This window comes from Aliihoeflea sp. PC F10.4 (genome assembly GCF_054612275.1).
The window spans coordinates 4,323,672-4,334,874 of the sequence record NZ_JBTSWH010000001.1; the positions used below are offsets into that span (position 1 = coordinate 4,323,672).

An 11,203-nucleotide genomic window follows, 5' to 3' on the forward strand; every position below is an offset into this window, starting at 1 on the left:
TGTCAGCCGCCCCCCTGGCGGGAGAAATAAAGCGCCAGAAGCACGAAAACCAAAGCGAAAAACTGGAGGACGACGCGCGCCTGCATCAGCTTGTTCGACGTGTTGCCGGAACCGCCCCGCATCATGTTGATCAGCCCGCGTATGAGCACGAAGGCGACCGCGACCATGAAGAGAACGGCGATGACGTTGAAAGCGGTGGACATCGATATTTCCGATACGAGGATTGCCGCCGCCGTGGCCGGGAAGCAGCCGATAAGGATTGGACGAGGTGCCTTGATGTATTATGGACCGCACCCACGCAATCTTCCAGTGGCGGCGGCCGATTGCCTCACCCGTTGAGTTTCGGGAAAGGACAAAGCTGTAAATTGAAACCGAAAGCTGGCGGGAAACGTAGCTTGACCCTATGTGGCATAAGCGCTCCGAGGCAGAATTGGCCGATATATCTGCAGGACCACCGATGATCCGACAAATAGTCGCGACCAAACGGGTGCTCTACGATGCGCTCGGACATTTCAACAATGACGATGGCTGGGCGATGGCGAGCCACCTGGCCCTGTCGTCCCTGCTCGCGCTGTTTCCGTTTCTTATTTTCGCGACGTCGCTTGCGAGTTTCCTCGGGGCCCAGGCCTTTGCGGACACAGCGGTCCACCTCGTTTTCGATACCTGGCCCGACGAGATCGCCGGGCCCATCGCGCATGAGGTGACGAACGTCCTGACCGTGCCGCGCGGCGATTTCCTGACCATCGGTGTCGTCATCGCCGCGTTCTTCGCTTCGAACGGGATCGAGGCGCTGCGCGTTTCGCTCAACCGCGCCTATCGCGTGACCGAAACGCGATCGATCGTCACGCTGCGCATCCAAAGCCTCGCCTTCGTCTTCATCGCGACGGTGGGCTTCGTCGTCGTCTCGGCCTTGCTGGTCGTCGCGCCGCTCATCGCCGGTATCGCCCAGCGCAACGCACCTTGGCTCGAGCCCTATACGGGAACGATTACGCTTTGGCGTTTCATCGTCGCTTCGCTCGTCATCGTCATAGGTCTGGCCGCCGTCCATTTCTGGCTGCCGGACGGACGCCGCCGGTTTCGCGACATCGTTCCGGGCATGATCTTCACGCTGATCGGCTGGATCGTCGGCTCGACGCTCTTTGCGAGCTATCTGTCGCAATTTTCGTCCTATGCATCGACCTATGCCGGTCTTGCCTCGATCATGATCGCGCTGGTCTTCCTTTATATCGTCTCGGTGATCTTCATCATGGGCGGTGAATTGAACGCGGCGATGAAGCGCTATTTCGAGGCGCGCGCCCGCGTGCCGGGCTGACTTTTGCGCGTGGCGATCGCCACGCCGATCATGGTCACGGCCATGCCGCTCATCTGAACGAGGTTCATCTCCTCACCGAACAGCGCCCAGGCGATCACCGCAGTGAAGGATGGCACCAGGAAAAAGAGCGACGATACGCGGGCGACCTCGCCTTCGCGTATCAGATACATCAGCAGAAAAATCGCGCCCAGCGACAGGACGAGTACCAGCCAGGCCATGGCGAAGACGAGTTCGCCGGTCAGTTCGTAGGTCTGCGTCTCGAAAGCGAATGTCGCGGCCAGCACGAGTACCGTTCCTCCGACATATTGCCAGATCGTGCCGACGACGAGATCACCGCTCGCAACGAAGCGCTTTTGCCATACCGTTCCGGCGCTGATGGCAAGCATGGAAACGGTGCAGGATGCGAGCGTCGCAGCCGTCACGCCGCCCAGCGATCCGAGCCTGGGCGCAAGCACGACCGCGACGCCGGCAAGACCGAGCGCCATGCCCACCCAAAGCCTCACTGTGGGCCTTTCGCCAAGAAACATCATCGCGAGCACTGATGTTGCGAGCGGCTGAAGCCCGACGACGAGCGCGGCTAAGCCGGCCGGCATCCCATGCGAGATCGCCCAGAAGACGCCGCCGAGATAGACACCATGGATCAGCGCGCCCGCCATGACGGCATGCGCTGCCTGGACTGGCCCCATCGGCCGCCACGAAATGGCTGCCAGAAGCAGTCCGAGGCAAAGGATCGTCAAGATGAAGCGCGCCGACAGGAAGGCGAATGGCTCCGCCCACGGCATCGCATAGCGTGCGCCGATGAAGCCGGTCGACCATAACAATACGAACGCAAACGGGACGAAACGGCTCAAGGCGGGCATTGATGTCTTTCCCAACGAATGCAGGCGATCTAATTGGAGACGCCTGCGCAAGCAAATCGAAAGAATTGAAGTGCAGATTTCGTTTCAGATGCGGGTGAATGCAGACGGAGCGCATCCTTGACCTGACAAGGACGGGGTATCGCATGCTTATGAACCTGAGTTTTATCTGGATGGCGCTGGCGGTCGCGTCCGTCGTCATCTTGTCATTTGCGCTTGGACTTCTGCTCGACGCAGTGGTCGGCGAAGATGGGTTCGGCGCGGTCGGCAATGCGATCGTGCTGACTGCGGGCTTTTTCCTCACCATCGCGGTCTTCAACCATTTCGGCCAAATCTTCCATGACCTCAGGCTTGGCATCGTCTATGGGACGGCCGGGGCATGCGCCGCGATCATAGCTCTTGCGGGGCTGAAGGCCATCGCCACGCGGCTTCTTTAGAGACCGACCATCCGGCGAATATCATGGGGCTTCAGCCCCGCATGGCGCAGTTCCGACAAGCCCGTATCGCCCCGGCTCTTCGAGAGTTTGCGTCCGTCGTCGCCCAAAATCAGCTCGTGATGGAGATAGACCGGAACGGGAAGGCCGAGAAGTTCCTGCAACAGGCGCTGTCCCGCCGTCGCATGAAAGAGGTCTCGCCCGCGCACCACATGCGTGATGCCCTGAAGCGCGTCGTCGACGACCACCGACAGTTGGTAGCTTGTCGGGATGTCGCGCCGCGCAACGACGAAGTCGCCCCACGCTTTCGGATCGGCCACGATGGTGCCGGTTTCGCCATCCGGCCCGGCTCCGTCCTCTATCCAGTCAAGCTGAAAGCCGACGCGCTCCAGCGCGGCGTCCACGTCGATCCGCCATGCGAAGGGCGCGCCGGCGTTCATTCGGGCCACGCGTTCCCGCTTTGAAAGTTTTCGCTCGATAACCGGATAAAGAGGTGCGCCGTCCGGATCGCGTGGCCATGAAACGTCGCGTGCCGCCTCGTCGGCGATGAAGTCGCGCACGTCGCCGCGCGACAGGAAAGCGGGATAGACGAGGTCGTCGTCGATCAGCCGCTCGAGCGCGGCTCGGTAATCGGCGAAATGGTCGGATTGCCGACGCACCGGTTCTTCCCATTCCAGCCCGAGCCATTCGAGATCGTCGCGGATCGCGCGCTCGAATTCGGGGCGGCAACGGTCGCGGTCGATGTCCTCGATGCGCAACAGGAAGCGCCCGCCAGCCTCGCGCGCTAGGTCGTGGTTCAAAAGCGCCGAATAGGCGTGACCGAGATGAAGCGGCCCGTTCGGGCTCGGCGCAAAGCGAAAGACGGGACGGGACATTGGCGATCGTCGTTGCGGGAGGGCTCGCCCGATTGCTACGCTGGACGAGCGTCATGAACAAGGACAAAGCGGATGCGCCGGATCGAAACGCTGGAAGACATTTCCGAAGGGCTGGCGGCCCTCGCCGTTGCCGATCCACGGTTGGCCACCGTGATCGAAACGGCCGTCGAGGTGCCGCTGCGCCGAAGCGAACCAGGTTTTGCAAGCCTCGTTTCCATCGTCGTCTCACAGCAGGTTTCGCGTGCCTCGGCACAGTCGATGATGCGCAAACTCACCGCGCTCGCCGATCCGATCGCACCGGCGGCCATTTTGACCGGCGGCGAGGATATGCTGCGGGCGGCCGGTATATCGCGTCCCAAGCAAAAGACGATCCTGTCGCTGGCGGCGGCGCTCGAAAGACGCACGGTCGATCTCGACGCGCTTTGCCTGCTCGAGGCCGACGAGGCGATCGCGCAGATGACGCAGCTTCACGGCATCGGTCCCTGGACGGCGCAGATCTACCTTCTGTTTTCCGCCGGCCATCCGGACATCTTTCCGGTCAAGGACGTGGCGTTGCAGAACGCGGTCGGCCGTGCGTTTGCCATGGACAAGCGCCCGGGCGAAAAGGATCTGCACGAGATCGCCGAATTGTGGTCGCCTTGGCGGGGCGTCGCCGCGCGCCTCTTCTGGGCTTATCACCACGCCACGATGGGCCGCAGCGCGGAGGCGGTACTGACGCCGCAAGATGCTGAAAATGAAACGAAGACGGGATAATTGACGCCGCGTCAACAAGCCGCTTCACATCGCTGTCACGACAGGCGTAGATTGTGTCCGTGATCGCTGCCGACTCATGGAGGTGAAGTCTTGACGGTTGCCGTCTCGCCGGATGGCTTGCCTGCTCTCGTGCTGAATGCGGACTATCGCCCGCTCAGCTATTACCCTTTGTCGCTCTGGTCCTGGCAGGATGCGATCAAGGCGGTTTTCCTCGAACGCGTCAATATCGTCGCCGAATACGAACACGCCGTTTCCTCGCCAACCTTCTCCATGAAGCTGCCGAGCGTGGTCTGCCTGAAAAGCTATGTGAAGCCCTCGCGCCATCCTGCCTTCACGCGCTTCAACGTGTTCCTGCGCGATCGTTTCCAGTGCCAGTATTGCGGAACGCATGAAGACCTGACCTTCGACCACGTCACGCCGCGCCGCTGCGGCGGAGCGACGACATGGGAAAACGTGGTCGCTGCATGTTCCCCCTGCAATCTCAAAAAGGGCGGTATGCTGCCGCGCGAAGCGAAGATGTGGCCGCAGCAAAAGCCCTATCAGCCGACCGTCCACGACCTTCACAATAACGGCCGGCTCTTTCCGCCCAACTATCTGCATGAAAGCTGGATGGATTATCTCTACTGGGATGTCGAACTCGAACCTTGAGAGAAATCCGCCGGAGTGGCCGCCATTTTCGACTCGCTCAAACGAATTTTCGGGTGTCGCTGTCAGACTTTTCTGAACGCCGCTACATAGCCGACGATCGCGAGAACGAAGCTCGCAATTGCGTTCCAGCCGGCGAATGACAAGCCAAGGAACCGACCGGCCGCCTGATCGCATGAGGGCGGGACGACGCTGTCGAGCGCATCGAGCAGGTTCCCGCCCGTCGAGGGCATGACGGCGACGCCGCAATCGGTCGGCCCCGGCCACCAGCTCCATTCGACGCCCGCATGAAAGATTGCCAGATAAAGGCTCCACGTCATCAAAAGCGCGCCAGCGAGGATGATCAGGCGCACCAGAACAGCGGGTGCTTTCGTAAAGGATATGGCAAGGCCGGTGAGCATCACCGGGACACCGATATAATACGGTGTGCGCTGTTCGATGCATAATTTGCACGGAATGTAGCCGGCCAGATGCTGGAAGCCGAGCGCGGTGCCGACCGTGACAATCATGGCCACGGCCAGAAAGGCCAGCGCGAGATGTTGAAGCCGGCCGACGGGAGCGGTGAGAGACATGGGAGTGATGCCCTAGAACATGTAGCGGATGGCGACGAAGCCACCGATCAGCAATACCATGAATGCCGTGAAAAGAAGGCCGAGATGTTTTTCTATGAACAGGCGGATGGGCTCGCCGATCCGGTAGAGAAGCCAGGCGACCAGAAAGAATCGCAATCCGCGACCGATGATGGAGACGATCACGAAGGTGACGAGGTTGAGGCCGGTCGCGCCCGAGAATATCGTCAGGACCTTGTAGGGAAAGGGCGTGACGGCTGCGAAGAGCACACCCCAGCCGCCCCATGTGTTGTACCAGTCTGCGACCTGCGTGAACGAATCCTCCTTGCCGTAAAAGGCCAGGATCGGTCTGCCGATGGCGTCGAAGAGCCACGCGCCGATGACGTAACCGAGAAGCGCACCCAGCACGGATGCGATCGTGCAGACCAGCGCATAGCGCAACCAGCGGCGGCGTTCGGCCAAAACCATGGGAATGAGAAGCGCGTCCGGCGGAATGGGAAAGAACGAACTTTCGATGAACGAGACGCCGGCCAGCGCCCGTTCGGCATGGCGGGTGCGCGCAAAGGACATCGTCCAGTCGTAAAGGCGTCGAAGCATCGGTATGTCCTTGGGCGTCTTTGGTTCGGAGGGCGAGGGGCGAAGCAATTTGCGGCCCGGTATGGCAAAGGGGCATGGTGCCCGCAAGGGCAGCGTTGCGTGACCGACATAGCGGTTGACGACAAGGGGCCTCACCGTATAGTCCGCACTCAGCCTGAACGCCTCGCGTTCACGGGCCCCTGTGGCGGAATTGGTAGACGCGCTCGACTCAAAATCGAGTTCCGCAAGGAGTGCTGGTTCGATCCCGGCCAGGGGCACCAACGGATTTTCGTTCCGGTTATGAGTTGGTGCGCAGCGCCCTTGGCGATCCGCCTCCGATTCGCTTTCTATTCCCGAGTTGAATTTGTGTGGAGTTCGGAAACCATTCGAGCGACCTCCTCAATGAGGAGGGGTACGGCGTCGGGGTCGTAGGGCGTGTACAGGCTGACGGTCAGCGGAGCGTCGAATATCTGGGTGAAAGCACCAATGGACGTCATTTGGCGTGTCGTTTCCCCGAAAGCGACCTGCGGCTCCCCCGATACGTAAACCGCGTATTCGTCCGTCCGGACGATGTCCTGCGCGCCAGAATCTACTTCAATGCCAAGACCGGTTTCCAACTGCTCCTCGACGGTCCGCAGTTCGCTTTCGAGTTGCGAACCGGCAACGCCGGACCCTGAGAAAAGTGCCTCGTACAAGGCAATAGTCTGAGCCAGCGTTCGATTGGACGGACGAGCATAGGCGCCATTCGAGGCTAGAGGCGTTGTCAAAGTGACGTGAGTGCGGGGCAGGTCGAAATCCTCGTTACCCGATGCAAGCTGCTCGACGGTCGAGCAATCAAGGAAAAAGGCCAGCGCGGAAAAGCCTGGGATGGTCTCGGACATAAGCCTTTTATATTCGGCCTCGGTCTGACTGCGCTGCGGATCGACGTAGCATAGTCCATTCGGGACCGAGATTCGCAAAGTAAGGCCTTCCATCTCGGTGATCTCGATCAATTCATCATCATCGGCAGGTTGCGGGCCGACTGTCGAAGCACCGAACCCAGCAAGGCTGAAATTGACGACAATTTGTGTCGCGCTGCCGAGCGAGGCGGCAGTCTCCTCGAAAGGTGCGCAGCGCAGCAATGCGCGGATTGCGGCGGCTTCGGAAGTCTGCACGAAAGGGTCGTCAGACGGGGCAACAATCTCGGGCTTGCCGACAATTTCACCTGTCGTGTCGAGCGTAAAACGAGCTTGTACGGGCGGCGAGGCACCCTCGCGGATCGGTGGGAGCCAGCAACGCGCTACGGCGGCGCCCAGCGTCGCCGCAATATCGGCCTGTCCGAAACCAGGTGCTACCGAGAATGGACTGAGCATCATGGCGGAAATCAAAGCCGCTAGGAGGACCTTCATGCGTTTTACTCCGAATGCGGGACGTCGCCGCCTTGGAACAGCGTCGCCCATTCAACAATATATGTTGGAGCGAGGCGACCGAGGCGTCAATTCGAAGCGCGGGTTGGTGCGAATACGCCTGTCAACGCAACCGAGCCAGGAATGTCTGGACGTCGAGGGTTGACCTCGCGGACTGGTTTGTTAGGTCCGTTGACGGGAGGAACGATCGAAATGCAAACCGGGACGGGTTTGATTCATGACATTCCTGCGGTCGTCCGGCCTCCTCATCGTTCTGGCTTCGGCTCTTTCGTCCTGCGTCGTTCCGGACGATCTTTCTCACCTCACCGGAGAACACGCCACCGCGACTGCCGCGCGCAGCGAAATGCTCGGCCTGACCAAGACGCAGGTTCGCATGTGCGCCGGTTTTCCGAACGACACCGTGGATGTCGGCGACGATGGCGAAATCTGGAGTTTTCGCACGCCGAATCAGCGCGGAAACATGAATGTCGCATTGCCGGCCGCGACTTATGGTGCGCTTCCCGCGATCGGCGGCTCGTTCAATCTTGCGCCCGGCGGGTTTTGTCACACACAGGTGCGTCTCGTGAACGATGTCGTCACGGAAGTCGAGTTTTCGGGCGACAACAACAGGCCGAGCAGCCGCAACGCGCTTTGCACGTCGCTGATCGATTCCTGCGTGGTTTATGCGCGTCGCAACCGGTGACGCGGCGTGCTAACGACGATGCAATCTATCGCACGAAGGCCGTGATCGACGCGGCCACGAGGCCGATGGCGACCAGAAGCAGGACGAGATAGGCCCTCTTGCGGTCGAACATGACGGCGAACGAGCAGAACCATATCGAAACGGCGCTGCCGAGGGCGTAAAGGAACGTCGCCTTGTCGGTCCACATGAGGCCTGCCAGCATCAGGCTGCCGACGATTAGGCCGCCGAAAACGATCATCAGGTTCAGGGCAAATTTATCGGAATCCATCGGCTATTCTCTCGTCGTACCTTAAGTTCAGGGCCAAGGCCCTACGTTCCGGCCTCAAGTCCGCATGTGTTCTACATCGTCCGGTCGCCATCGAAAAGCAAGCGTAGCGGACGATCAGTTGAATGGGTGGCGCAAGCGCCTGCGCGCACGCCGCGCGAAATCGCGCAAGCGTTCTTCACGCTCAAGTCCATGTGCCGCGGCGTTGACGAGCTTGTCGGAGCCCGGTTCCAGTCCAACGACGAATGTCGCCATTGGCATGCGTTCCTGCCAAAGGCTGTTGACCACGGGATGATCTTGCACCGCGCAGGAATCCGTCATGGTGACGTTAAGATCTTCCAGATGATGCTTCGTCACCGCGATCATGAGGAGGATGCCGGGCGAATAATAGGAAAACGCCTCGTCGAAGGCCGTTTTCCAGGTGTACGCAACGTCTCCCTCCAGAAACACCACGAGGGAGGCAATCGGCTTGCCGCCCACGAAAAGGGTGTGGATGCGGCACATGGCCCGTTCGCTCAGGCCCGTGATCGCCTCGCGCACGAAAGCGGCGCGGAATCGGTCCGTGGCCATCGCGGTTCCCGCGCGGCCCTTCCAGCCGCCGGCTTCGATCGACAGGAATGTCTCGACCGCAAGCCGTATTTCGGCGGGGGTCTGAGCAACCTGATAGGTGATCTCACCTTTTTCGGCGAGCCGCCTTTCGAGCCGGCGAAGCTCTTTGTAGCGATGCCTGCTGAGCGATTGCCGAAGATAGGCTTCGCCATCGAGGTCGGACATCAAGATCGCGCGTTCGTACGGCAGAACTCTTGCGACCGGCAGGTTCAGCGTCTCCGCCGCGCCTCGCAGCGTGGCGGCGAACACGCCTTCCGTCCGGATATCGGGAAAATGCAGAAGCTTTGGCAGGCTGCGGGCGGGCGCGGCGATCATCCGCAGGAAATCCGCGACGATGCCTTGCGGATCGTCGCGGTCGACGAGCGGCGTTCCCAACGGACCGAACGGGTTCGCCCATATGCGGATCGCGGGCGGGCGCATGCGCAGTAAAGGTCTCTCAAGCGTGAAAGGTGCAAGGAGCCGCAGCCGGCTTTTGGTATCGCGTTCGTCGCGCATCACGGCAAGGCGCACCTCGCGGTCTTCAAGGCGCGGCATCGCAGGCGCCAGAAAGCGCGGATTGAAAAAGACGTTCGGTTCTATCGCGCGCAGCGCCAGATGATCGAGTTCCCTGACGAGATCATAGCCGTTCGAGGCGGGATAGATGTCGAGCCTGCGCCCCAAGGTCGTCACCGGAGTATCGTCGGCAGGTTGCGGTTCCCCGGCCAGACGGTTCAGCATCGCCTTGGGAATTTTGGGCTTTGCTATCATAAGGCACCGCCGGTGGCCGGGGCCGCTGCACCCATCCACATATCGATGCCGAGCTTGCGGCGCACCGTGAAGGCGAGCATCGCCGCCTCGCACACCATGGCGAGAGCGGTCGCGAAGGCCGCACCCCACAGGCCGTAAAGCGGAATGAGAAAGCAGCTCAGCCCGACATTCAGGGCAAGAACGATTGCGAAGACGACGGCGCAGGCGTTCTGGTAGCCGCTCATGCTCAAAAGGCTTTCAGCCGGGCCGACGGTGGAGCGGGCCAGAACGCCGGCCACGAGCACGAAGAGGAGCGGGTAGCCGGCCGTGAATTCGGTGCCGAACAGCCAAAGCAGCGGCTCACCAACGATGAGGAGCAGAATGCCCATCGCGAGCGTCGGCCAGAATGTCCAGCGCACGGTGTCGCGGGCAAATGCACCGAGTTCATGACGGTCGTCACCGTGCATCAGCCCGGCAAACCGCTGGGCGACGCCGGCCTTGACGGCAAAATAGACGAAGTGGACGAGCGCCAGCGTCTTCACCGTCGCGAAATAGACGGCGACGTCGGTCGGCGGCAGGAAGAAGCCGACGAGAAGGACGTCGGCATTGGTGACAATATAGATGAACCCTTCGATCACGAAGATCGGCAGGGAAACGAGCGTCCATTTGCGCATGGCATAGCCGCGCGGGGCAGCGGGAATGGCACGTGCGGAATTGCCCGAGACGACGACGAGTTGCCACAGGCAGGTCAGATAGGTTGCCGCGATGGCGGCATACATGCCCGTCACGGCGGTTGGCGGTGCGCCGGCAATGATCGCTGCAATCATCAGGACGATGATCAGGCCGGGACGGAAAATATAGGTCGGAAGCATGGCATGGAACTGCCAGCCATGGCCGCGCGCCACGCCGTGCATCAAGTCCGACAGCGCCATCATCGGCAGGCAGACCATGCCGAGAAGAAATGGCAGGATGTAGTAGGGCTCGATCCGCGCCGACAGAAGATGAACAAGCAACGCGCCGGCCAGCGCCACGACCGTCGAAGTGGCGACGACGGCAAAGCGGCTGGCGAATATGACTCCACGCAAATCGCTCCAGCGCTGCTGGCTGCGATATTCGGGAATGAAGCGAATGATGGCCGTGTGAAAGCCGAAGCCGGAGAGGTTGCCCAGGATCAGGATGGCCGTCCACACCAACGCAAAGACACCGTATTCGAACGCGCCCATCCAACGCGCCAGAAACACCTGGCTTGCGAACGCGATCGCGGCCGATGCGATGCGGACCGCAAATGCCGTCATCGACATGCGCGCAGCGTGGCTACGCTCCCCGGTGCCGAAGACGAGCGCGTCGAAGGTTTTCAAATGGGGAAGCGCGCGCGCCGCAAGGCGTCGCGGCAAAATGCGCTCGGCCGTCATTGCAGCGGAAATACGCACGCGCCAACCTTCCGTTCGGGTATCCCAGCCCGAAAGACTAGGTCCAAGGCTTTAAGAAACGGTT

Annotated in this window: 14 protein-coding genes and 1 tRNA gene; 6 read left to right on the forward strand and 9 right to left on the reverse strand. The window is 61.0% G+C overall.

The annotated features are described in order from the left end of the window. Positions 1-2: 2 nt before the first annotated feature. On the reverse strand, positions 3-203 hold the full coding sequence (locus tag ACX82Z_RS21730) for a twin transmembrane helix small protein (protein WP_459591162.1): 201 nt from the start codon (positions 201-203) through the stop codon (positions 3-5). Positions 204-457: 254 nt separating this feature from the next. Here ACX82Z_RS21730 and ACX82Z_RS21735 point away from each other — a divergent pair, with 254 nt between their 5' ends. Further along, entirely contained in the window at positions 458-1,312 is an 855-nt protein-coding gene (locus ACX82Z_RS21735; protein WP_459591163.1) for a YihY/virulence factor BrkB family protein, read from the forward strand. Here the strand turns inward: ACX82Z_RS21735 and ACX82Z_RS21740 are convergent. Then, positions 1,279-2,172, reverse strand: coding sequence for a DMT family transporter (locus ACX82Z_RS21740; protein ID WP_459591164.1), 894 nt, complete (start codon positions 2,170-2,172; stop codon positions 1,279-1,281). The genes ACX82Z_RS21735 and ACX82Z_RS21740 overlap by 34 nt on opposite strands. A 143-nt stretch (positions 2,173-2,315) precedes the next feature. On the opposite strand from ACX82Z_RS21740, the gene ACX82Z_RS21745 reads away from it, so the two are divergent. Then, a complete protein-coding gene (locus ACX82Z_RS21745) occupies positions 2,316-2,606 on the forward strand; it encodes a hypothetical protein (RefSeq protein WP_459591165.1) in 291 nt (96 codons plus the stop codon). On the opposite strand, the gene gluQRS is transcribed toward ACX82Z_RS21745, so the two are convergent. Next, positions 2,603-3,478: a tRNA glutamyl-Q(34) synthetase GluQRS gene (gluQRS, locus tag ACX82Z_RS21750; protein WP_459591166.1), complete on the reverse strand. Its 876-nt coding sequence runs from the start codon at positions 3,476-3,478 to the stop codon at positions 2,603-2,605. The genes ACX82Z_RS21745 and gluQRS overlap by 4 nt on opposite strands. A gap of 72 nt (positions 3,479-3,550) precedes the next feature. Here gluQRS and ACX82Z_RS21755 point away from each other — a divergent pair, with 72 nt between their 5' ends. Continuing rightward, complete coding sequence (locus tag ACX82Z_RS21755) at positions 3,551-4,231, forward strand: DNA-3-methyladenine glycosylase family protein (protein ID WP_459591167.1); 681 nt, start codon at positions 3,551-3,553, stop codon at positions 4,229-4,231. A gap of 90 nt (positions 4,232-4,321) precedes the next feature. Further along, complete coding sequence (locus ACX82Z_RS21760; RefSeq protein ID WP_459591168.1) at positions 4,322-4,879, forward strand: HNH endonuclease; 558 nt, start codon at positions 4,322-4,324, stop codon at positions 4,877-4,879. Between the two features lie 62 nt (positions 4,880-4,941). Here ACX82Z_RS21760 and ACX82Z_RS21765 read toward each other — a convergent pair whose 3' ends face one another. Both ACX82Z_RS21765 and ACX82Z_RS21770 read right to left on the reverse strand, forming a co-directional pair. Next, complete coding sequence (locus tag ACX82Z_RS21765) at positions 4,942-5,448, reverse strand: disulfide bond formation protein B (protein WP_459591169.1); 507 nt, start codon at positions 5,446-5,448, stop codon at positions 4,942-4,944. Positions 5,449-5,460: 12 nt separating this feature from the next. After that, the gene (locus ACX82Z_RS21770; protein ID WP_459591170.1) at positions 5,461-6,042 is read right to left on the reverse strand and encodes a YqaA family protein; all 582 of its coding nucleotides are present in this window, start codon (positions 6,040-6,042) and stop codon (positions 5,461-5,463) included. Positions 6,043-6,217: 175 nt separating this feature from the next. Between ACX82Z_RS21770 and ACX82Z_RS21775 the strand changes: the two genes are divergently transcribed. Beyond that, positions 6,218-6,302 (forward strand) — tRNA-Leu (locus ACX82Z_RS21775). Positions 6,303-6,368: 66 nt separating this feature from the next. Here the strand turns inward: ACX82Z_RS21775 and ACX82Z_RS21780 are convergent. Then, positions 6,369-7,409 (reverse strand): hypothetical protein, encoded by a 1,041-nt coding sequence (locus tag ACX82Z_RS21780; RefSeq protein ID WP_459911953.1) that lies wholly within the window; start codon positions 7,407-7,409, stop codon positions 6,369-6,371. Positions 7,410-7,644: 235 nt separating this feature from the next. Between ACX82Z_RS21780 and ACX82Z_RS21785 the strand changes: the two genes are divergently transcribed. Further along, positions 7,645-8,109: a hypothetical protein gene (locus ACX82Z_RS21785; RefSeq protein WP_459591171.1), complete on the forward strand. Its 465-nt coding sequence runs from the start codon at positions 7,645-7,647 to the stop codon at positions 8,107-8,109. A 25-nt stretch (positions 8,110-8,134) separates the two neighbouring features. Here ACX82Z_RS21785 and ACX82Z_RS21790 read toward each other — a convergent pair whose 3' ends face one another. From ACX82Z_RS21790 to ACX82Z_RS21800, 3 genes are all read right to left on the reverse strand, one after another. Further along, on the reverse strand, positions 8,135-8,377 hold the full coding sequence (locus ACX82Z_RS21790) for a hypothetical protein (protein ID WP_459591172.1): 243 nt from the start codon (positions 8,375-8,377) through the stop codon (positions 8,135-8,137). 114 nt (positions 8,378-8,491) lie between these two features. Further along, on the reverse strand, positions 8,492-9,730 hold the full coding sequence (locus ACX82Z_RS21795) for a GNAT family N-acetyltransferase (RefSeq protein WP_459591173.1): 1,239 nt from the start codon (positions 9,728-9,730) through the stop codon (positions 8,492-8,494). Then, entirely contained in the window at positions 9,727-11,139 is a 1,413-nt protein-coding gene (locus ACX82Z_RS21800) for a lipopolysaccharide biosynthesis protein (RefSeq protein ID WP_459591174.1), read from the reverse strand. The genes ACX82Z_RS21795 and ACX82Z_RS21800 overlap by 4 nt, the downstream gene beginning before the upstream one ends. Between the last annotated feature and the right edge of the window lie 64 nt (positions 11,140-11,203).